Consider the following 20,826-nt stretch of genomic DNA (forward strand, 5'->3'; position numbering starts at 1 on the left):
AGCTCCTCTGTATCGGATATCCGCGTGAACTGCCCAGTGTCCTCCGGGGACATAGGGTGGAATAAACCTGCCGAACCCCAGTGTTCGGGTTAACGGAAACATCCCCAAGAGGAGGCTTTATGACAGCTCAGCGACTCGTCATCGTCGGATCGGGTCCAGCCGGCTACACCGCTGCCGTGTATGCAGCTCGTGCCAGCCTGGAACCGATCGTCATCGCCGGTTCCGTCACCGCTGGCGGCGAGCTGATGAATACGACAGATGTTGAGAACTTCCCCGGATTTCCTGCCGGGATCCAGGGCCCTGAGCTCATGGAGAACATGCGCCAGCAGGCAGAGCGCTTCGGCGCGACCGTCATCTACGACGACGTACAGGAACTCGTCCTGCAGCCGGGAGCTCACAAGATCACCACGGCTCTCGGCGAGAGCTACACCGCCGAGGCGGTCATCCTCGCCACCGGCTCGGCCTACCGAAAGCTGGGCCTGCCCAACGAGGACAAGCTCTCCGGCCACGGTGTCAGCTGGTGCGCCACCTGTGACGGCTTCTTCTTTAAGGACAAGCACATCGCCGTCGTCGGCGGCGGAGATTCAGCTATGGAGGAGGCGACCTTCCTGACGAAGTTCGCATCCAAGGTCTCCGTCATCCACCGCCGTCAGGAGCTGCGCGCTTCGCAGGCGATGCAGGACCGTGCGAAAGCCGATCCGAAGATCGAGTTCATCCTCGATTCGGAGATCTCCGAGATCCATGGAGATGACGCACTGACCGGAGTGACTGTCCGCAACGTCGTCACCGGTGAAGAGTCGCCGCTTGATGTCACCGGCCTGTTCATCGCCATCGGATCGGATCCGCGCACCGAGCTCTTCGCCGATCAGCTCGAACTGCGCCCCGACGGCTACCTCAAGGTCGACGGACGCGCTTCGCTGACGAACGTCGAAGGAGTCTTCGCAGCCGGCGACCTCATTGACCCGGTCTATCGCCAGGCGATCACCGCAGCCGGATCCGGATGTTCGGCTGCCATCGACGCCGAACACTACCTGTCCAACCGCTGACGTTGTCACTCGACGACCCAGCCTGTCCAACCAAGTCGTTCAACCCCGGCCGGCCGGCCGGCCAATCACGTAAGGAGCAGCAATGACTGCAGATGTCACTGACGCAAACTTTGAGGCCGAGGTCCTCCAGGCAGACAAGCCCGTCCTCGTCGACTTCTGGGCGCCGTGGTGCGGACCGTGCCGCATGGTCTCCCCCATCGTCGACGAGATCGGTGAGGAGAACGCCGACAAGCTCAAGGTCGTCAAGGTCAACACCGACGAAAATATGCAGACCGCCTCGACCTACGGCATCACCTCGATCCCGGCACTGTACGTCTTTAAGGACGGCCAGGTGGCCAAAACGATCATCGGTGCCCAGCCGAAGCCCATGCTGATGCAGCAGCTCGAGGAGTTCCTCGGCTGACCCTCCTATCAGCTAACACACTGGCGCCTGTTGTAGTATCAACAGGCGCCAGTGGCTGTTAGGCCTACCAGCAACAACCCAGTCAATCCCGACTCCTAGCCCAGCGAGACGATATGACCTCACCATCTGCCTACCCCACCCTCACACGGGGCGACTCCAGCACAGTCTTGCTGGCCACTAAGGCACAGCTGGATCGCCTGGGAATCAAGGTCGGCGATGTGGCGTCGCCCGAATTCGATCGCACGTTCGAATTAGCGATTCTCGCTTTCCAGCAGAGTCGCGGCATCACGACGGACGGGATCTTAGGCCCGGAGACATTCGAGCAGATTGAACTCGCACGCTACCGCTTCGGCGATCGCGTGCTGCGCTTCGACCCTGTCCGGCCACTCGTCGGAGACGACGTCGGTACCCTTCAAAAGCGCTTGTCGAAGCTCGGGGTCTACACCGATCGCATCGACAGTGTCTTTGCGGAGGGCACTGATGCCGCCGTCCGGGAGATCCAGAGCGGACTGGGTCTGCGCACCGACGGCGTTGTCGGTCCGAACACCATCTCTGGCCTTGACTCGATCAACCGGAATCACAGTACCGGGAACCTCTACGCGCTGAGAGAGCACGCTCGCGTCACATCCTCGGGTCCTTCGCTTGCAGGACGTGTCATCGTCATCGAAGCTGCAACGTCCGCACGAGATTTCAAGGCCACGCCCTATACCTCCGAGCAGCGACGACTCGAAGAAGAGTACTCGATCGACATCGCCCGCCGCCTCGACGGCCGTCTGAGCGCCCTTGGCGCTGCGACAGTACTCGTCAGCTCCCCCGTGGCACACCAGACACTCGCCGACGAGCTCGGAGCCTCCGCAGTCGTGACGATCACGCAGGACTCCTCGCTGTCAGAATCAGCGAACGGAGTCGCAACCTTCTATTTCGGTCGTGCAGACGACGACGAGGTCTACTCCCCCGTCGGCAAACGGCTAGCCGAACTCGTGCAGAAGGAAGTCAAAGCCCGAACGGACTTCCTCGACTGCCGAACTCACGCCCGGACCTGGCAGAGCCTGGCCGCAGTACGCAGCCCGAAGGTCCACGTTGTCGCCGGCTACGTCAGCCATGAACGCGATCGCGAAATGCTCGCTGACGACCTCACCCGGGATCGGATTGCAGATGGCATCGCCGCGGCGCTCCAGCGCCTTTACCTCGCTCGGGATTCCGATCCCGAGACGGGGGCATTGAACATCCAGTCGATCACGAACTGATCTCGTTTCACGTGAAACACCCATCAGAGCTGCCATCATTGTTGCTTCGATGAACTGATGTACCGACCGCGCAGTTAGTGCAAGCCCATCCCTGGTGGATGTAGCTCGTGATGACCCTAGCCTCGCTGCCATCGTCGACCGGAATACAAACGGCTCGCTCTCGTCAGCGTTCTATGCGGCCGACAGCCGAAAGATGTTTCACGTGAAACGGAAGGGCCCCGGCATGTGCCGGGGCCCTTCGTGTATCTAGCTGTATTGTGTTAGGCCTCGTCTTCGATGCCAAGAGCAGTGAGGATTCGCTTCAAATCGTCTTGATTCGCAAACTCCACGCTGATTCTGCCTTTGCGCTTGCCCATGACGATGTTCACACGAGTATCGAGCTTATCCCCCACACGGTCTGCGATCTGCGCCAGTTCCGGCGAAAGCTGCTTCGTTTCACGTGAAACGCGTGGCTTCTCGCCACGGTTCAGCAACACGACAGCTTCTTCAGTTGCCCGTACCGAGAGGCCTTCAGCCACAATGCGCTGAGCCAGAACTTCCATATTCGCCGGATCCTCGACTCCGAGGATCGCACGTGCGTGTCCCTGCGAGATGACTCCGGCGGCGACCCTCCTCTGGACCAGCGGCGGCAGCCGCAACAGGCGCAGCGTATTCGAGATCTGCGGACGCGACCGACCGATCCGTTCAGACAGCTCCTCCTGAGTACACTGGAAGTCGCTCAGCAGCTGCTCATAGGCCGCGGCTTCTTCGAGTGGGTTGAGGTCAGAACGGTGCAGGTTCTCGAGAAGTGCGTCACGAAGCAGCTCGGTGTCTTCGACTGCTCTGATGATCGCCGGAATTGTTGTGGTTCCAGCAAGCTCTGACGCCCGGAAACGCCGTTCACCCATGATGAGCTCGTAGGAAGGCTTCTTTTCATCGACAAGGCGCACCACGACAGGCTGAAGCACACCGACTTCACGGATCGATTGCACCAGCTCATCAAGGGCGTCTTCATCAAATACCTGGCGCGGCTGCCGTGGGTTAGGGCTGATCTGCTCCAGGGGGATCAGACCGAAAGCTGTGCCGGGGACTTCCTGCAGGACTGTTTCACGTGAAACATCCGACGTGCCGAGGGTGACCGAATCCGTTCCGGACTCACTTGGAATGACCGTTGACTTCTTCGTCGGTGCCCCTTTCGAATCGGCCCGCTGGGTCTTCTTCGCAGCTGTGGGCGCAGAGTTCTTTACCGCGGGGGAGGAGCCCTTCTTCGCCGGCTTCGCAGAGGTCCGCTTCGCAGCCCGCGCCTTCCGCATGCCTTCAGCCGGATCCTTCGAACGCGGTGTTTCACGTGAAACATCGGTTTCTTGTTCGCCTTGCTGCCCGAAGAAAACGTCTACCGGACGCTCATCAGTCACAACATCCGGGATGAGGGCTCCCAGACCCCGACCCAATCCTCGTTTACGCTCAGCCATGATCTGTTACTCCTCGATGTGCAATTTCTTCGGCTGCTTCCCGATAGGACAGAGCGCCGGACGATGAAGGTTCATAGGTAATGACAGTTTGTCCGTAACTCGGAGCCTCGGAGATTCGGACAGATCGGGGGATAGTCACCTCAAGTACTTGGTTCGGGAAGTGCGCCCGTACATCATCAGCAACCTGACGGCTGAGATTGGTGCGCCCATCAAACATGGTGAGCAGAATCGTCGAGATCTCCAGAGCTGGATTCAGATGCTTCTGGATCAGCTGAATATTCTTCAACAGCTGGCTCAAGCCCTCAAGAGCATAGTATTCGCACTGAATTGGAATGAGCACCTCATTTGCCGCAACAAACGCGTTGACCGTCAGCAAGCCCAACGATGGGGGACAGTCAATGATGACGTAGTCGACCCGATCTCCCGCATCTTCGCGCTCCTTAAGATACGCCCGAAGCGCTCGGGCGAGACGCTGCTCGCGCGCAACAAGAGAGACGAGTTCAATCTCGGCCCCGGCCAGATCGATGGTCGCCGGCACGCACGTGAGAGTTTCGATGTCGGAACATTGCGCCACGGCTTCCGAGACGGGCAGATCCTCGATCAGGACGTCGTAGATACTGTTGACCTCTGTCGAATGCTCAATGCCGAGAGCTGTACTCGCATTGCCCTGGGGATCAATGTCGATGACGAGAACCTTCAGGCCCTGGGCAGCGAGTGCTGCAGCGATATTCACCGCCGTGGTGGTCTTGCCCACCCCGCCCTTCTGGTTGGCGACGGTGAAGATCCGTGTCGAATCGGGGGGTGGAAATGTCGTCGCCGCGAGGCGCTCTGCGCGACGGTGGTCCCGCGCGATCTGAGCACCCAACGGAGTCGACTCATCCATGATGGGCATACAGAACTCCGTTCATCAACAAGAGCCGACTGGCTCGCAAACCGTCTCTAAGTCTACCCAAGTACAAGGACATCAGCAGACAAGAATGACGCGACTTCAGGCGTCAAAACGAACGACTCTAGGCGAAGCGCCGATCGTCCACCGGAGCAACTGGAATTCGATGTTTCACGTGAAACACGACTGCCCTTCGGCTCCACCCGCGGACCGAAGAGCACCACCTATTCGAACGCTATTAGAACGAGCGGTTCATCGGCGCCGCAGTTCAAGTACCGTAGTAGGGACCTCGAGGAACTCTGTCCCGAGGGTGTGAACCTTCGGCTGGGACAATCGATAGCGCTTGATGTGCTTAGCGGCCTTCTTGATCTCGGCTTCGTAGGACTGGCCCTTGATCGCGAGCAGACGACCATCCGGGCCGAGGACTGGGGTGCACCATTCGATGAGCACCGGCAGTGATTTCACGGCACGTGCCGTAGCGACGGTGAAGATCTCCTCGTCAACGAGCTCTTCGACTCGGGAACGGACGATCCTGACGTTGTCGAGGTCCAAGTCGTCGACGACCATCTGCAGCCATTCGACGCGCCGCTCCATCGCCTCCACGAGCACGAAACGAGTGTTGGGTCGCGCGATAGCCAGGGCAATGCCGGGCAGGCCGGCGCCGGAGCCGATATCGCCGACCACGTCGCTGTCGTCGAGGAGTTCGGCCATGACGGCGCAGTTGAGGATATGGCGGCTCCACAGACGAGGGAGCTCGCGGGGACCGAGAAGACCCCACTCGACTCCGGTGGTTGCCAGGTGGCCGGCGAAGCGGCGTGCGAGCTCAATGCGATCACCGAAGATCTCGGCAGCTGCCTGGGGTTCGGACTCGATGTTCTCGAGTTCCGGCGCTTCGCCGGCGGGGGAGTGGGTGCTGTCCATCAGCGTGCCAACTCAGGCTGTCTGGATGACCACACGACGACGATCGCCTTCGCCGGCGGATTCGGAGTACAGTCCGGCCTTGGCGACTTCGTCGTGCACGACCTTGCGTTCGAAGGAGTTCATCGGCTGGCACTCGAACGAGTCACCGGACTGCTTGACCTTCTCGATGCCCTTGCGAGCGATCTCGCGGACGTCTTCCTTCCGCTGGTCGCGGTAGCCGTCGATATCGAGCATCAGCCAGGAACGCTGTCCCGTCGCCGTCTGCACTGCTAAGCGGGTGAGCTCCTGCAGCGCCGAGAGCGTACGACCCTGCTTGCCGACCAGAGTCGACAGGTTGCTGTCGCCCTCGTCGCAGACGATGGCGACCTCTGCACGGCTGTCGGCGACATCGATGTCGATGTCCCCGTCGATATCGGCGATATCGAGCAGCTCTTCAAGGTAGTCGGCCGCGATCTCGCCCTCTTCTTCGAGCAGCTCCGCGCGGGTCGGCTTGGTCTCTTCGACCTGCCCGTCGGCGTTGTCGCCACCGTTGGCGGTGTCAACGGACTGGTCTGTGTCCGTCGTGCTGAGTTCGTCGGCGGTGTTGACCATCGAGTCTTCGGACATGCGTCGGCTCTACCTCTTCCTCTTCTTCTTCTGGCGTGCCTTGCCGACCGGCTGCTTGCGCTGGCCTGAGGCAGGCTGGGGGTTCTGGGGTTCCTCGCTGATCGGCTTTGAGCCCGGCAGCGGAGACTTGCCCTTGCGGGCGCGGCGCTCCATGAGCTCCTTTTCGGCGCGCGAGCCGGGAGCAGGCATGTTGCGGATGACGATGAACTGCTGAACCATCGTCCAGGAGTTCGACACGAGCCAGTAGATGAGCACACCGAGCGGGAAGTACACACCGCCGACGGCGAAGACCACGGGCATGATGTAGAGCAGCATCTTCTGCTGCTGCATGAACGGGTTGTTCATGGCAGCTTCCGACATGTTCTTGCTCATCATCTGCTTCTGGGTGATGAATTGGGTCGCGCCCATGATGATGATGAGGATCGCAGTGAGGATCTTGACTGAGATGTCACCGGTGAGGAAGGTCTCGGACAGCTGCACACCGAAGATGGTGGCGCGCTCGGCCTCCTGGGCCAGTGACTGCGTCAGACCGCCGATGGGGTCGGTCTCACCGCGGGCAACCATCGGCATGTTGAAGATGACGCGGTACAGCGAGAAGAAGATCGGCAGCTGTGCCAGCAGCGGCAGGCACGAAGCCCACGGATTGGTGCCGTGCTTCTTGAACAGGGCCATCTGCTCTTCGGCCATGGCCTGGCGGGAGAACTGATCCTTCTTGCCCTTGTACTTCGCCTGCAGGCGCTGCACATCCGGCTGCAGCAGCTGCATCTTGCGCTGCGACTTGATCTGGTAGACGAAGAGAGGAATGAGGACCGCCCGCACGACCATCGTCATGCATGCAATCGACAGCACCCAGGTCCACCCGCTGTCCGAGGGCATGCCGAGCATCTCGAAGATCTGGTGGAAGATTGTCAGAATCCAGGCTATGACCCACTTCAGTGGCCATAGAACACTGTCAATCCAGTTCATTCATTCTCTCCTCGACCGCGGCCGATGCACGGTCTGCTGGTTCTATATCTCGTATATTGTGCCACTATTGTGGCGCCGACCATCAATCGCCTGATCGGCTGCGGTGCCGTTCCCGGCCGGCCGCTGTTCCCTTATTCAGAAGCTCCGACTGCTGCTCCAGAACAGAGCCGGAGACGTAGTCGATTCCGCCGGGGGAGAAGGGGTTGCAGCGCAGCAGCCGCCAGATCGTCATGACTGTGCCGCGCACGGCTCCCTTGACCTCGAAGGCATCGAGTGCGTACTTCGAGCAGCTGGGGTAGTAGCGGCAGACCTGGCCGTACAGCGGCGAGATCGCCAGCCGGTACAGCCGCATGAACCACACGAACGGCATCCGCGGGGCGATGCGCAACCAATGCAGGGTCCTGGCGCCGGTTCCCGCCGGCGCCAGCGGCAGGGAGGAGCGGGTGTGCTCAGCTGAGTGCTTCATGCCGGCTGCGCCTTTTCTCCTCGCTGGTCAGTCCGAGCCTGTCCATGCCCTTGGTCAGGGCACGCTCGAGTGCGGCGAAGTCCGCGTCGGCCGCGGCCGGCAGCGCACGGATGACGAGCAGCGTGCCGTTCCCGAGGTGGTGAAGCCGCGGGCGCATGAGCTCCCGCAGCCGGCGTTTGACTCGGTTGCGGACCACAGCGTTGCCCACTGCCTTGGAAACGACGAAACCCACGCGTGGAGCGTGGGCGTCGTCGGAAGTCCGCAGGCAGTGGACGACCAGCTGACGGGATCCGGCTTTGGTGCCCGCACGGAAGACCGACCGAAACTCATCGGGCAGTCGCATACGGTTCACCGCAGGGAGCACAGGGTCCTCAGATCCCCGAACCCGTACCTGCGCATGCGCAGGAGTGAGGGTGCGGCAGGGTCGTCGACTGTGGCGCTCAGGCCGAGAGGGCCTTGCGTCCCTTGCGGCGGCGGGCAGCCAGAACGGCGCGGCCGGCGCGGGTGCGCATGCGCAGGCGGAAGCCGTGCTTCTTCGAGCGCTTGCGGTTGTTGGGCTGGAAGGTGTGCTTGCTCACAAGTGTCTCCGTCTATCTGTTGTTGCTTTCAGCCGCCGCAGGAATGCGGGCGGTTCGCACGCAGCTGGTCTCAGCTCTTGCGAGCGCAGCTGGTGGTGACGCTCCTGCGCCGAGTGGCCAAACGGGGAAGTTCGCTCAATCACAACTCAAGTGGGCCCGCAACACAGGACACTCAAGTCTACGAGCGCCTGCTGGGCAGGGTCAAACTCGGTTGCACCGGGGGATGAACGGGACATTCCGGCGTCACACCGCGGTCAACCTGAATCCACATAGTGCCATGAACAACCACGTCCACAACTCACAACGATGTATTTTCCACACGTTTCTCCACCGATGTGGATGATTCCGGCACCGTTGTCGTTTTTTTCCACCGTCTGTGGAAAACTATGTGGAAGTGATGTCCCCTTGTTATCCACAGCTGAGGAGGGAGTGTTCATGCCCGAGAACACGGACACCGAGCACCTGCTGACCACCTGGCACACGGTGCTGGCGAATCTGCTGAACGACCCGACGATCACAGCCCAGCAGAAGGGCTTCCTGCAGCTGGCAGTGCCCAAGGCAATGGTCGGGGACAATCTCGTGGTCCTCTCAGTCCGCGATGACCTCACCCGCTCCACCCTCGAGCGGAACCTCCGCGAGCCGCTGGCGGCCGAGTTCTCCTCCGTCCTCGGTCACGATGTCAGCTTCGCCATCGCGATCGAACCGGATCTCGATCCGCCGCTGGCCACCCGCGAGAGCCCCGGCGAAACCCCAGCTGAGACTTCCCCTGCCGAACCCACGGGGCCGGCCACCCCAACCGCTCCGACTGCCAACGCGCCCACCGCCTCGGGCACGGAGACTGCCGCTGCGACCAGCGATGAGATCGACGACGCAGCCATCGAACAGGTGCTCACACCTGCCCCGGAAGACCAGGCCGGGGGAGTAAGCCAGCTGAATGAGAAGTACACCTTCGACACCTTCGTCATCGGCTCGTCGAACCGCTTCGCCCACGCCGCTGCCTTCGCCGTGGCCGAATCGCCGGCCAAGGCCTACACCCCGCTGTTCATCTACGGCGATTCGGGACTGGGCAAAACCCACCTGCTGCATGCGATCGGGCACTACGCCGCGCAGCTCTACCCGAATATCCGGGTCAAATACGTCTCCAGCGAGGAGTTCGTCAACGACTTCATCAACACCATCGGCTCCTCGACGTCTGGTTCGCTGCGCCCGAAGTTCCAGCGCCGGTACCGCGAAGTCGACATCCTCATGATTGATGACATCCAGTTCCTGCAGGGCAAGGACGCCACCGTCGAGGAGTTCTTCCATACCTTCAACGCCCTGCACAACGAGCACAAGCAGGTCGTCATCACCTCCGACCAGCCGCCGAAGATGCTCAAGGGCTTTGAGGAGCGGCTGCGCTCGCGCTTCGAGTGGGGGCTGCTGACCGATGTGCAGCCGCCGGACCTCGAGACCCGGTTTGCGATTCTGCGCAACAAGTCGATCGCCGAGGGCCTGCAGGTGCCTGACAACGTTCTGGAGTACATCGCCTCGCGGGTGTCCTCGAACATCCGCGAACTCGAGGGCGCGCTCGTGCGGCTGACGGCTTTCGCCAATCTCAACGACCAGGAGATCGACATGTCCCTGGCTGAGACGGTGCTTAAGGACTACATCACCCATGAGGACACCCCGGAGATCACCGCGACCGACATCATGGGCCAGACCGCGGCGTACTTCGGGCTCACGCTCGAGGATCTGTGCGGCTCGAGCCGGTCACGGACGCTGACGACTGCCCGGCAGATCGCGATGTACCTGTGCCGTGAGCTCACTGATCTGTCGCTGCCGAAGATCGGCCAGGAGTTCGGCGGCCGTGACCACACGACAGTCATGCATGCCAACAAGAAGATCCGCACGCAGATGGCCGAGCGGCGCAATCTCTACACGCAGGTCACCGAACTGACAAACCGCATCAAACAGCAGCACCGTCTCTGAAACGACACAGAACACGATCTTCACAGCTGTGGAAAAGTCTGTGTGTAAGGGGGTTCACACCGGGGTGCGACCGGTGTACGATTCCGGGTCGTCGGTGGACGCGTGTGGAAGCACATCGGTGTGATTTACAGGGTGTGGAGCGCCGTGTGCAGTTTGTCAACAGCTCATCCACCGGGCTGAATCGGACCTCGACCGCCTGGATGCTCGATGACATCGATGTGATTACACAGGATCCACAGGTGCTACTGACACGACTGCCTATTCATCTATCGAGCTTCCGAAGCGCACCGCTCATTGCTCGGCGGGCTGTGGATGAGCGAACGACCGGACAGGGGAGTGACATGCTGACTGCGGTGTGACATGGTGCTTCGCACGGCAGCAATGACAAAGCTCCTGGTCAAGCACGATTTCGGCCTCCATGCAATTGCCCACGCCGATAGCCCGGTGTAAAGTTTCAGTGCGCTGTCGTGTCCGCATCCAGGGCACGGCAGAAGACCATTCACCACACCGGCCAGCACCCTCGATACCGCAGGAGAACCGTGAACACCGACGCAGCGCAGCCCGTGAAGTTCAAAGTCGATCGCGACGTCCTGGCCGAGGCTGTCACCTGGGCGACCAAGAGCCTCCCACAGCGTCCCGCTGTTCCCGTCCTCACCGGTATCCTCATCACCGCCGATGCCAGCGGCTCGGTGCAGTTGGCCGTCTTCGACTACGAGGTCTCCTCGCGTGCCGAGATCGCCGCTGAGGTCGAATCCGCCGGCACCGTGCTCGTCTCCGGCCGGCTGCTCGCCGAGATCGCCAAGGCGCTGCCGAACCAGCCGGTGATCCTCGAGCAGCAGGACAACAAGGTGTCCCTGACCTGCGGTTCCTCCCGGTTCGCACTCATGACGATGCCCGTCGAGGAGTACCCGGCCCTGCCGGAGATCCCCGAGACTTCGGGCATGGTCGCCTCCAGCGACTTCCAGCACGCCGTCTCCCAGGCCACCATCGCCACCTCCAAGGACGACACGCTGCCGATCCTCACCTCGGTCCGCGTCGAGATCGAAGGCGAGACGATCACCCTGCTGGCCACCGACCGCTACCGCCTGGCCGTGCGCGAATTCACCTGGAACCCGCGCCGACCGGACTTCTCGGCCACGGCCCTGGTCAGGGGCCGGACCCTCTCAGACGCCGCGAAGGCGATGGGCGGGGACGTCGAGATCGCCCTGGCCGAATCCGGTGGCAAGGAGATGCTGGCCTTCTCCGCCAACGGCAGGGTCACCACCTCTCTGCTCGTCGAGGGCGACTACCCGAAGGTCCGCTCGCTGTTCCCCAAGGACGTCGCCATCACCGCCGTGTGCGAGACCGCCACGCTGCGGGAGGCGGTGCGCCGCGTCAGCCTCGTCGCCGAGCGCAACACCCCGATCAAGTTCGAGTTCGCCGACGGTGCACTCACCCTGCGCGCCGGCGCCGGCGACGACGCCCAGGCCAGCGAATCGCTGCCGGTCGACATCAGCGGTGAGGACATCTCCACCGGCTTCAACCCGCACTTCATCGCCGAGGGCCTGGCCGCCATCGACAAGCCCTACGTCCGGTTCTCCATGACCGAGCCGAAGAAGCCGGTCGTCATCTCCGGCCAGGACGAAGCCGACAGCGAACTCGACACCTCTTACCGCTACCTGCTCATGCCGGTCATGCGGTTCTGATGTGGGTTTCGCGACTTCTTCTCCGCAACTTCCGCTCCTACCCGCAGCTCAGCCTTGATCTGCAGCCGGGTGTGACGACCTTCGTCGCACCCAACGGCTGGGGGAAGACGAATCTCGTCGAATCGATCGGCTACCTCGCAGCCCTGCGCTCCCACCGGGTGGCCGGCGATCAGCCGCTCGTGCGCACCGGTGCCGAGCAGGCGACGATCTCCGCTCTGGCCCACCGCGGGCCCCGCCAGGTCACCCTCGAGGTCACGATCCGGTCCAAGGGTGCCAACCTTGCCCGCATCAACCGCTCACCGGTGCGCGCCCGCGATGTCCTCGGCCTCGTCCGCGCCGTCGTCTTCGCCCCGGAGAACCTCGCCCTCGTCAAGGGCGACCCGGCCGAGCGCCGCCAGTACCTCGATGACCTGCTCATCGCCCGCCAGCCGCGCTTCGCCGGGGTCATCGCCGATCACCAGCGAGCATTACGCCAGCGCAACGCGCTGCTCAAGAGCCTGCGCTCCAACCGCGATCCCGGTCTCGAGGCCACCCTCGACATCTGGGATGAGGCATTCGCCGAGGCCAACGCGCAGCTCGTCCTCGGCCGCCGGCAGCTGCTCGAAGAGCTGCGCGCACCGGTCACGGCCGCCTTCGCCCACATCGCCTCCGGTGCCGCCGAGGCCCGCCAGCAGGTCGACCTCGACTACACCTCACGTCTCGACTACCGCGGCATCGACGATGCCCGTGCCGCCGCCGAGGTGGTCGTCGCGGGGCTCGCCCAGCGCCGCCGCGTCGAGATCGAGCGCGGGCTCACCCTCGTCGGCGCTCAGCGCGATGACGTCGAGCTGCTCATCGGGGGAGTGCCGGCCAAGGGCTATGCCTCACACGGGGAATCATGGTCACTGGCCCTGGCGCTCCAGCTGGCCGGCTGGGAGCTGCTCAGCGGCGAGGACGGGTCACCGGACGATCAGCCAGTGCTCGTGCTCGATGACGTCTTCGCCGAACTCGACGCCGATCGCCGCCGCCGGCTCGCCGAACGGATCGACGGCGCCGAACAGGTGCTCATCACCGCCGCCGTCGCCGGCGACATCCCGGACAATCTCAGCGGGCGCATCGTCGACCTGCCCGCACACGTCGCCGAGGCGGCAGGCAATGAGCAGTCCTGAGCACCTCGTGCCCGTCGCCAGCCTGGAGGCACTCGACCGGATCCGGCGGATGGCCGATTCCGAGTTTAGGCCGCTTCACCGCGGGCCGCGCCGCAGCCTGGCCGGAATGCGGCGAGCGGAGATCGCCTACACGTCTGCCCGGCCGGACTCGCGTGATCCGCAGCCGCTCGATGCCAGCCTCAAGGCGCTGGTGAAGAACCAGGGCTGGACGAACAACCTCGACGTCGGCGCGGTGCTCGGCCGCTGGGACGAGCTCGTCGGCAAGAACGTCGCCGCCCACTGCACCCCGGAGAAGTTCGACCCACCGGTGCTCGTCATCCGCGCCTCCTCGACGACGTGGGCGACCCAGCTGACGATCCTGCGCACACAACTGCTCGATCGGTTCGAACGCGAACTCGGCCGCCGCATCATCGACGACATCGAGATCATCGGACCGGTGCAGCGGTCGTGGAAACACGGCAGACGCTCAGTCAAAGGTCGGGGACCTCGCGACACCTACGGATAGACTCCGGATCGATATGCCTGCCACCATCCTCCTTGCCCAGACGCGCACCGGCGAGCTGCTCGAGCGCCTGAGCGCCCACACCCCGCCGGCCCACGGCACACTCATCTTCCTGCTCATCGGCGCGATCATCGCCGCCGTCCTCGTCATCCCGCGCGGCATGTGGCGGCTCACCGGCCTCATCGTCACCATCGTCCACGAACTCGGCCACGGATTCGCCGGACTCATGCTCGGCCGCAGATCCCTGGCGATCCGCATCTCACCTGACCAATCCGGCCTCGCGCTCTCCCGCGGGACCGGCACCTCGGCGCCGTGGATGACCTTCTGGGGATATCCGGCACCGGCACTCATCGGCTCCCTGCTCATCTTCGCCGCCCTCTTCGGCTATCCGGCCCCAGCCCTGGCAGCAGCTGCCGTGCTGCTGATCATCTCGCTCGTCTTCATGCGCGGGTTCCTCGCCGTGGCCGTCACCGCACTGACCGCCGTGATCGCCGGGTTGCTCGTGTTCTGGGCGCCGCCGGTCATCGCCTCCTATGCCGCGCTCGGCGCGGGGCTGTTCCTGCTGCTCGGGGCATGGAAGGCCTTCGGCAACCTGCTCGGTGCCCACGCCCGGGGTGATCGCGGCCAGTCCGATGCCGCGATCCTCGCCCGCGCCACCCGCGTGCCGGCAGGCGTATGGATCGTGCTCATGCTCCTGGCGATGGCCGGATTCACCGCCCTGAGCGCCTGGGGTGTGTGGCACCATCTCCAGGTCCTGGGCTGAGCTGAAATCGAGCGCCCAGACCGAGTCCGCAGACCGCGTTGAGAGCCGCTGAGAGCCCCTGAGACGAGTCGGAGTACGTTTGCAGGCCTGAAAACATGGAAAAAGGCCGATTGCGGGCCGCGCAGGGCATAATCTCGCCGCGCGAGCAGGTAGAATGAACAGGGTTGTTCAACTGCGACAAGGAGACTCATGGCTACTGAGGAGAACCGGGAATACGATGCCGGTGATATCACCGTTCTCGAGGGACTCGAAGCGGTTCGCAAACGGCCCGGCATGTACATCGGCTCCACCTCCGAACGCGGCCTGCACCACCTTGTCTACGAAATCGTCGACAACTCCGTCGACGAGGCACTGGCCGGATACTGCGACCACATCGAGGTCGTGATCCGCGCTGACGGCTCCGTTCAGGTCACCGACAACGGCCGCGGCATCCCGGTGGCCATGCACCCGACCGAGGGCATCCCCACGCTGCAGGTCGTGCTGACGATCCTGCATGCCGGCGGCAAGTTCGGCGGCGGCGGGTACGCTGTCTCCGGCGGTCTGCACGGGGTGGGCTCCTCTGTCGTCAATGCCCTGTCCGAACGCCTCGACGCCGAGGTCCACCGCGACGGCCATGTGTGGCGGCAGGATTACCGCCGCGGCGTGCCCACCGGCGAGGTCACCAAGGGCGAGGAGACCGACAGGACCGGCACCATCATCACCTTCTGGCCGGATGCGGAGATCTTCGACACCACCGAATTCACCTTCGAGGTGCTGCGCTCGCGGTTCCAGCAGATGGCCTTCCTCAACAAGGGCCTGAAGATCTCGCTGACCGATGAGCGGTCTGAGGAGATCGACGATGACGACGTCCAGCTCGAAGCCGAGGACACTGCTGAGGTCAAACCGCGCAGCGTCACCTACCTGTACGCCAACGGGCTGCTCGACTACGTCGAGCACCTGACGGCGACGAAGAAGACCGAAACAGTTCACGACGACGTCATCGCCTTCGAAGCCGAGGACACCGAGCAGCAGATCGCGCTCGAGGTCGCCATGCAGTGGACGAGCTCCTATGCCGAATCCGTCCACACCTACGCCAACACCATCAACACGCATGAGGGCGGCACCCATGAGGAGGGCTTCCGCACCGCGCTGACCAGCCTCATCAACGCCTATGCCCGCGAGCAGAAGCTGCTGCGGGAGAAGGACGCCAACCTCACCGGCGACGATGTGCGCGAGGGACTCACCGCCGTCGTGTCCGTCAAGCTGGGCGAACCGCAGTTCGAAGGCCAGACGAAGACGAAGCTGGGCAACTCCGAAGCCAAGACCTTCGTCCAGCGCATCGTCCGCGATGAGCTCGGCCACTGGCTCGAATCGAACCCGGCACAGGCCAAGGAGGTCGTGCGCAAGGCGATCCAGGCCTCGCAGGCCCGGATGGCCGCTCGCAAGGCTCGTGAGGCCACCCGCCGCAAGGGCCTGCTCGAATCCTCCGGCATGCCCGGCAAGCTGCGCGACTGCCAGTCCAAGGACCCGGTCGTCTCCGAGATCTTCATCGTCGAGGGCGACTCCGCCGGCGGTTCCGCGCTGCAGGGCCGCGATGCCATCCACCAGGCGATCCTGCCGATCCGCGGCAAGATCCTCAACGTCGAGAAGGCCCGCCTCGACCGCGCCCTGGGCAACCAGGAGGTGCAGTCGCTCATCACCGCTTTCGGCACCGGCATCGGCGAGGAGTTCGACCTCGACAAGCTGCGCTACCACAAGATCGTGCTCATGGCTGATGCCGACGTCGACGGCCAGCACATCGCCACGCTGCTGCTGACTCTCATCTTCCGCTACATGCGCCCGCTGGTCGAACACGGCTACGTCTACCTGGCGACCCCGCCGCTGTACCGCATCAAGTGGTCGAACGCCGAACACGAATACGCCTACTCCGACCGGGAGCGCGACGCCCTGCTCACCGACGGGAAGGCCTCAGGCAAGCGGCTGCCGAAGGACCAGGCGATCCAGCGCTACAAGGGCCTGGGCGAGATGAACTACAGCGAACTGTGGGACACGACGATGAACCCCGACTACCGGCTGCTCAAGCAGGTCACCCTCGATGACGCGATGAAAGCCGATGAGATCTTCGCGATCCTCATGGGCGAAGACGTCGAATCCCGCCGCCAGTTCATCCAGGAGAACGCCAAGGACGTCCGGTTCCTCGACATCTGATCCACCGGCCCGGCCAGCCGACCGCACCCCAGGCGCCCGCCGCCTCGGGAGCGGGGCAGCAGGCCGGATGCCACCGAAGAGTTTCTGCACACGACTGACGAATACAAGAGGTAAACAGCCCCGTGGCCGATGACACTGACAACACCCAGCCAGGCGACCAGCAGCCAGACGACGGTCCGGTGATCTCCCCGGAGACCGGCACCCCCGTCGCCGCCCGCGTCGAGAAGGTCGACCTCAACCTGGAGATGCAGCGCTCCTACCTCGACTACGCGATGAGCGTCATCGTCGGGCGCGCGCTGCCCGACGTGCGCGACGGCCTCAAGCCCGTCCACCGCCGCGTGCTCTACGCGATGTACGACGGCGGCTACCGGCCGGACCGCTCCTTCAACAAGTGCTCGCGCGTCGTCGGCGACGTCATGGGCCACTACCACCCGCACGGCGACACCGCGATCTACGACGCACTCGTCCGGCTCGTGCAGCCGTGGGCGATGCGGTATCCGCTCATCTCCGGACAGGGCAACTTCGGCTCCGCTGGCGACGACGGTGCCGCAGCCCCGCGTTACACCGAGTGCCGGATGGCGCCGCTGGCCATGGAGATGGTTCGCGACATCGAAGAGAACACCGTCGACTTCCAGGACAACTACGACGGGCGCAACACCGAACCGGTCTACCTTCCTGCCCGGTTCCCCAACCTGCTCGTCAACGGCTCGGCCGGCATCGCCGTGGGCATGGCGACGAACATCCCGCCGCACAATCTGCGGGAGGTCGCCAAGGCCGCCCAATGGCTGCTGGCCAACCCCGAGGCGGAGAAGGACGAAGCCCTCGAGGCGATCCTCGGCATCGTGCAGGGTCCCGACTTCCCCAACGGCGCGACGATCCTCGGGCGCAAGGGCATCGAGGACGCCTATCGCACCGGGCGCGGGTCGATCACTCAGCGCGCTGTCGTCGAGGTCGAGGAGATCCAGGGACGCACCTGCCTTGTCGTCACGGAGCTGCCCTACCTCGTCAATCCCGACTCGCTGGCCACCAAGATCGCCTCCTATGTCAAGGACGGCAAGGTCGCCGGCATCGCCGACCTGCGCGATGAGTCCTCAGGCCGTGTCGGCCAGCGGCTGGTCATCGTGCTCAAGCGTGACGCCGTGGCCAAGGTCGTGCTGAATAACCTGTACAAGCACACCTCGCTGCAGGAGAACTTCTCGGCCAATATGCTCGCCCTGGTCGACAATGTGCCGCGCACCCTGTCGATCGACGCGTTCCTGCGGCTGTGGGTCAAGCACCAGATCGACGTCATCGTCCGGCGCACGAAGTTCCGCCTCAAGAAGGCCGAGGAGCGCGCCCACATCCTGCGCGGCTACCTCAAGGCCCTCAACGCCCTCGACGAGGTCATCGCGCTGATCCGCCGCTCACCGTCGTCCGATGAGGCGCGCAGCGGATTGATGGAGCTGCTCGATGTCGACGAGATCCAGGCGAACGCGATCCTCGATCTGCAGCTGCGTCGTCTGGCCGCTCTCGAACGCCTCAAGATCGAAGAAGAGGCCAAGAAGATCGAGGAGCTCATCAAGGAATACCACCACATCCTCGACACCCCGGCCCGGCAGCGCGAGATCGTCTCCGAGGAGCTGCAGGACATCGTCGACCGCTACGGCGATGACCGCCGCACCCGAATCCTCGCCGGCTTCGACGGGGACGTCTCGATGGAGGACCTCATCCCCGAGGAGGAGGTCGTCGTCACGATCACCCGCGGCGGATACGCCAAGCGCACCCAGTCGGCGCTCTACCGTGCTCAGCATCGCGGCGGCAAGGGCATCACTGGTGCGCGGCTGCGCGGTGATGACGTCGTCGACCACTTCTTCGTCACCTCGACGCACAACTGGCTGCTGTTCTTCACCAACACCGGCCGGGTCTACCGTGCGAAGGCCTATGAGCTGCCCGAGGGATCCCGTGACGCCAAGGGCCAGCACGTGGCGAACCTGCTGGCGCTGCAACCGGATGAGACGATCGCCCAGGTGCTGTCGATCCGCGACTACGATGAGGCAGACTACCTCGCCCTGGCTACGAAGAGTGGCCTGGTGAAGAAGACCCGGCTGGTCGAATACGACTCCAACCGCACCGGCGGGGTCATCGCGATCAACCTGCGCGAGATCACCCCCGGTGTGCCCGATGAGCTCGTCTCCGCTCGCCTCGTCTCACCTGAGGACGATCTGCTGCTCGTCTCGCGGAAGGGAATGTCGATCCGGTTCAAGGCCAGCGATGAGTCGATCCGGCCGATCGGCCGTGCCACCTCGGGTGTCACCGGCATGAAGTTCAAGGACGACGACCAACTGCTGACGATGGATGTCATGACTCCGGACAGCTACGTCTTCGTCGTCACCGAAGCCGGATTCGCCAAGCGCACCCCGATCGAGGAGTACCGGCTGCAGGGCCGCGGCGGCTTCGGCATCAAGGTCGCCAAGATCACCGAACAGCGCGGCGATCTGGTCGGCGGGCTCATCGTCTCCGATGGTGAGGAGGTGCTCGTCGTCATGGAGCGCGGTAAGGTGGTCCGGTCCTCGATCGACGAGGTGCCCGCCAAGGGACGCAATACTATGGGAGTAGTATTTGCGAAACCGGGAAAGAACGATCGCATCATCGCCGTCACCCGCGGCCCGGAGAAGGTCGTCGAGGACGAAGCCGAAACCCCGGTCGATGCTGAGGCCGAGGCAGCAGCCGAAGCCGCAGAGGTGGCGCGCGAGGATGAAGGACAAGCATGACTGACAGCGAACAGAAACCCGCCAAGGTGATCCGGGCCTCATCCGGCTCGACCCGCCTGTCTGCCAGCGGCAAGGGCAAGAACTCCGAGACCGCCGCCTCGGGCACGGCGAAGACGCCGACGAGCACCGCCGTCTCCGGCGGCAAGCGCCCCGGCAGCGGAGAGGGCAAGCCGCGCAGCGTCAAGGCCGGCACCACCCGGCTCAAGGCCGGCTCCGGGACCGAGGCGGGCAGCAATCCCAGCGGGACCGCCGCCTCGGCAGTGGGTTCGGGTCCGAACCAGACGACCGGATCAGGCCCCCGCAGCGCGGAATCCTCCGGTTCCGGGCCCTCGGGCACCGCGCGCATCGCCGGCGTCCCGGAGGAGCAGGCGGCCAAGGCCGACGGCTCCGTGCGCGCCTCGGCAGGACCGGTGCGGATGGGTGGCAAGACGAAGAAGAAGGGCCCGCGCACCGTGCGGCTCACTGTCGCCACCGTCGATCCGTGGTCGGTCATGAAGATGTCGTTCCTGCTCTCGCTGGCCATCGGCATCGCCACCGTCATCGCAGCGCTTGTCCTGTGGCTCGTGCTGCAGGCCACCGGCACGCTCAGCGGCATCCAGTCGACGCTGACCGAGCTGGCCGGCACCGAGGGTGCTGACAAGGTCATCGGCATGTTCAGCCTTGGGCGCGTGCTGTCCTTCGCCGTCATCCTCGCGCTGGTGAACATGGTGCTGATGACCGCGCTGTCGACGCTGTTCGCGTTCCTGTACAACATCGGTTCGACGCTCGTCGGCGGTTTCCACCTCAAGCTCACCGACGACTGATCGGCACCTCTTCTCAGCACGGGCCGGTGCGGCGCAGTGAGCGTCGTGCCGGCCTTTGCATTGCGGGGGAGAAGCCGATTTTGCACTGACCGGGGGCAGTGTGTATATTGGTTCCTCGGGTCATCCCACACGGGCCTATAGCTCAGGCGGTTAGAGCGCTTCGCTGATAACGAAGAGGTCAGAGGTTCAAGTCCTCTTAGGCCCACGCAATCATTCGAAACGGACATCGGGAGATGACGTGAAGAAGTGGTTGACGCTGACCGGCGTCCTCTCTGCTCTTGCAGGAGTGCTGGTGGTGTTCCGGGGCAACCGCCGCCGGCAGCACGAACAGTGGTCGTCCTACACTGACCAGGTGTAGAATGGAGCCACGCTTGGGGGTATGGCGCAATTGGTAGCGCATCTGCTTTGCAAGCAGAGGGTTAGGGGTTCGAGTCCCCTTACCTCCACCAT

Annotated in this window: 19 protein-coding genes and 2 tRNA genes; 13 read left to right on the top strand and 8 right to left on the bottom strand. The window is 63.7% G+C overall.

The features are described from left to right. The first annotated feature begins 119 nt into the window (after positions 1–119). From trxB to HLA91_RS05135, 3 genes are all read left to right on the top strand, one after another. Positions 120–1,046: a thioredoxin-disulfide reductase gene (gene trxB / locus HLA91_RS05125; protein WP_170273817.1), complete on the top strand. Its 927-nt coding sequence runs from the start codon at positions 120–122 to the stop codon at positions 1,044–1,046. A gap of 82 nt (positions 1,047–1,128) precedes the next feature. Beyond that, positions 1,129–1,449, top strand: coding sequence for a thioredoxin (trxA, locus tag HLA91_RS05130; RefSeq protein WP_102162501.1), 321 nt, complete (start codon positions 1,129–1,131; stop codon positions 1,447–1,449). A 113-nt stretch (positions 1,450–1,562) separates the two neighbouring features. After that, positions 1,563–2,696 (top strand): N-acetylmuramoyl-L-alanine amidase, encoded by a 1,134-nt coding sequence (locus HLA91_RS05135; RefSeq protein ID WP_170273818.1) that lies wholly within the window; start codon positions 1,563–1,565, stop codon positions 2,694–2,696. A gap of 260 nt (positions 2,697–2,956) precedes the next feature. Here the strand turns inward: HLA91_RS05135 and HLA91_RS05140 are convergent, their stop codons facing one another. From HLA91_RS05140 to rpmH, 8 genes are all read right to left on the bottom strand, one after another. Continuing rightward, a complete protein-coding gene (locus tag HLA91_RS05140; RefSeq protein ID WP_170273819.1) occupies positions 2,957–4,147 on the bottom strand; it encodes a ParB/RepB/Spo0J family partition protein in 1,191 nt (396 codons plus the stop codon). Next, positions 4,140–5,039 carry a ParA family protein gene (locus HLA91_RS05145; RefSeq protein WP_102162504.1) on the bottom strand — a complete coding sequence of 300 codons (900 nt, stop codon included), beginning with the start codon at positions 5,037–5,039 and terminating at the stop codon, positions 4,140–4,142. The genes HLA91_RS05140 and HLA91_RS05145 overlap by 8 nt, the downstream gene beginning before the upstream one ends. 246 nt (positions 5,040–5,285) lie before the next feature. Next, on the bottom strand, positions 5,286–5,954 hold the full coding sequence (gene rsmG, locus HLA91_RS05150; protein ID WP_170273820.1) for a 16S rRNA (guanine(527)-N(7))-methyltransferase RsmG: 669 nt from the start codon (positions 5,952–5,954) through the stop codon (positions 5,286–5,288). 12 nt (positions 5,955–5,966) lie between these two features. Beyond that, positions 5,967–6,560 carry a Jag family protein gene (locus HLA91_RS05155; protein WP_170273821.1) on the bottom strand — a complete coding sequence of 198 codons (594 nt, stop codon included), beginning with the start codon at positions 6,558–6,560 and terminating at the stop codon, positions 5,967–5,969. 9 nt (positions 6,561–6,569) lie between these two features. Continuing rightward, positions 6,570–7,526, bottom strand: a complete 957-nt coding sequence (gene yidC / locus HLA91_RS05160) for a membrane protein insertase YidC (RefSeq protein WP_102162507.1) — start codon at positions 7,524–7,526, stop codon at positions 6,570–6,572. 82 nt (positions 7,527–7,608) lie between these two features. Next, positions 7,609–7,992, bottom strand: coding sequence for a membrane protein insertion efficiency factor YidD (gene yidD, locus HLA91_RS05165; protein WP_102162508.1), 384 nt, complete (start codon positions 7,990–7,992; stop codon positions 7,609–7,611). Next, entirely contained in the window at positions 7,976–8,356 is a 381-nt protein-coding gene (rnpA, locus tag HLA91_RS05170; protein WP_102162509.1) for a ribonuclease P protein component, read from the bottom strand. Before rnpA ends, yidD begins: the two co-directional genes overlap by 17 nt. 76 nt (positions 8,357–8,432) lie before the next feature. Then, positions 8,433–8,570 (bottom strand): 50S ribosomal protein L34, encoded by a 138-nt coding sequence (gene rpmH / locus HLA91_RS05175; protein ID WP_102162510.1) that lies wholly within the window; start codon positions 8,568–8,570, stop codon positions 8,433–8,435. A gap of 435 nt (positions 8,571–9,005) precedes the next feature. Between rpmH and dnaA the strand changes: the two genes are divergently transcribed. From dnaA to HLA91_RS05225, 10 genes are all read left to right on the top strand, one after another. Then, positions 9,006–10,538 (top strand): chromosomal replication initiator protein DnaA, encoded by a 1,533-nt coding sequence (dnaA, locus tag HLA91_RS05180; protein ID WP_170273822.1) that lies wholly within the window; start codon positions 9,006–9,008, stop codon positions 10,536–10,538. A 563-nt stretch (positions 10,539–11,101) separates the two neighbouring features. Then, positions 11,102–12,223, top strand: coding sequence for a DNA polymerase III subunit beta (dnaN, locus tag HLA91_RS05185; RefSeq protein WP_102162547.1), 1,122 nt, complete (start codon positions 11,102–11,104; stop codon positions 12,221–12,223). Further along, the gene (recF, locus tag HLA91_RS05190; protein WP_170273823.1) at positions 12,223–13,371 is read left to right on the top strand and encodes a DNA replication/repair protein RecF; all 1,149 of its coding nucleotides are present in this window, start codon (positions 12,223–12,225) and stop codon (positions 13,369–13,371) included. The genes dnaN and recF overlap by 1 nt, the downstream gene beginning before the upstream one ends. Then, on the top strand, positions 13,358–13,876 hold the full coding sequence (locus HLA91_RS05195) for a DciA family protein (protein ID WP_170273824.1): 519 nt from the start codon (positions 13,358–13,360) through the stop codon (positions 13,874–13,876). Before recF ends, HLA91_RS05195 begins: the two co-directional genes overlap by 14 nt. A 13-nt stretch (positions 13,877–13,889) precedes the next feature. Continuing rightward, positions 13,890–14,636 carry a M50 family metallopeptidase gene (locus HLA91_RS05200; protein WP_170273825.1) on the top strand — a complete coding sequence of 249 codons (747 nt, stop codon included), beginning with the start codon at positions 13,890–13,892 and terminating at the stop codon, positions 14,634–14,636. Positions 14,637–14,825: 189 nt separating this feature from the next. Continuing rightward, the gene (gene gyrB, locus HLA91_RS05205) at positions 14,826–16,823 is read left to right on the top strand and encodes a DNA topoisomerase (ATP-hydrolyzing) subunit B (RefSeq protein WP_170273826.1); all 1,998 of its coding nucleotides are present in this window, start codon (positions 14,826–14,828) and stop codon (positions 16,821–16,823) included. Between the two features lie 182 nt (positions 16,824–17,005). Beyond that, positions 17,006–19,573, top strand: a complete 2,568-nt coding sequence (gene gyrA, locus HLA91_RS05210; RefSeq protein WP_338076816.1) for a DNA gyrase subunit A — start codon at positions 17,006–17,008, stop codon at positions 19,571–19,573. Further along, a complete protein-coding gene (locus tag HLA91_RS13800) occupies positions 19,570–20,376 on the top strand; it encodes a DUF3566 domain-containing protein (RefSeq protein ID WP_239557104.1) in 807 nt (268 codons plus the stop codon). Before gyrA ends, HLA91_RS13800 begins: the two co-directional genes overlap by 4 nt. Positions 20,377–20,507: 131 nt before the next feature. After that, positions 20,508–20,581 (top strand) — tRNA-Ile (locus HLA91_RS05220). Positions 20,582–20,749: 168 nt separating this feature from the next. After that, positions 20,750–20,825: transfer RNA gene (locus HLA91_RS05225), tRNA-Ala, on the top strand. Position 20,826 lies beyond the last annotated feature (1 nt).

The sequence above is a fragment of the Brevibacterium luteolum genome (genome assembly GCF_013004595.1).
Classification (GTDB): Bacteria; Actinomycetota; Actinomycetes; order Actinomycetales; family Brevibacteriaceae; genus Brevibacterium; species Brevibacterium luteolum.

Bases quoted from the DNA above. Each gene is read 5' to 3' on its own strand.
- trxB (WP_170273817.1), top strand. From the start codon at position 120: ATGACAGCTCAGCGACTCGTCATCGTCGGATCGGGTCCAGCCGGCTAC.
- trxA (WP_102162501.1), top strand. From the start codon at position 1,129: ATGACTGCAGATGTCACTGACGCAAACTTTGAGGCCGAGGTCCTCCAG.
- HLA91_RS05135 (WP_170273818.1), top strand. From the start codon at position 1,563: ATGACCTCACCATCTGCCTACCCCACCCTCACACGGGGCGACTCCAGC.
- HLA91_RS05140 (WP_170273819.1), bottom strand. From the start codon at position 4,147: ATGGCTGAGCGTAAACGAGGATTGGGTCGGGGTCTGGGAGCCCTCATC.
- HLA91_RS05145 (WP_102162504.1), bottom strand. From the start codon at position 5,039: ATGCCCATCATGGATGAGTCGACTCCGTTGGGTGCTCAGATCGCGCGG.
- rsmG (WP_170273820.1), bottom strand. From the start codon at position 5,954: ATGGACAGCACCCACTCCCCCGCCGGCGAAGCGCCGGAACTCGAGAAC.
- HLA91_RS05155 (WP_170273821.1), bottom strand. From the start codon at position 6,560: ATGTCCGAAGACTCGATGGTCAACACCGCCGACGAACTCAGCACGACG.
- yidC (WP_102162507.1), bottom strand. From the start codon at position 7,526: ATGAACTGGATTGACAGTGTTCTATGGCCACTGAAGTGGGTCATAGCC.
- yidD (WP_102162508.1), bottom strand. From the start codon at position 7,992: ATGAAGCACTCAGCTGAGCACACCCGCTCCTCCCTGCCGCTGGCGCCG.
- dnaA (WP_170273822.1), top strand. From the start codon at position 9,006: ATGCCCGAGAACACGGACACCGAGCACCTGCTGACCACCTGGCACACG.
- recF (WP_170273823.1), top strand. From the start codon at position 12,223: ATGTGGGTTTCGCGACTTCTTCTCCGCAACTTCCGCTCCTACCCGCAG.
- HLA91_RS05195 (WP_170273824.1), top strand. From the start codon at position 13,358: ATGAGCAGTCCTGAGCACCTCGTGCCCGTCGCCAGCCTGGAGGCACTC.
- HLA91_RS05200 (WP_170273825.1), top strand. From the start codon at position 13,890: ATGCCTGCCACCATCCTCCTTGCCCAGACGCGCACCGGCGAGCTGCTC.
- gyrB (WP_170273826.1), top strand. From the start codon at position 14,826: ATGGCTACTGAGGAGAACCGGGAATACGATGCCGGTGATATCACCGTT.
- HLA91_RS13800 (WP_239557104.1), top strand. From the start codon at position 19,570: ATGACTGACAGCGAACAGAAACCCGCCAAGGTGATCCGGGCCTCATCC.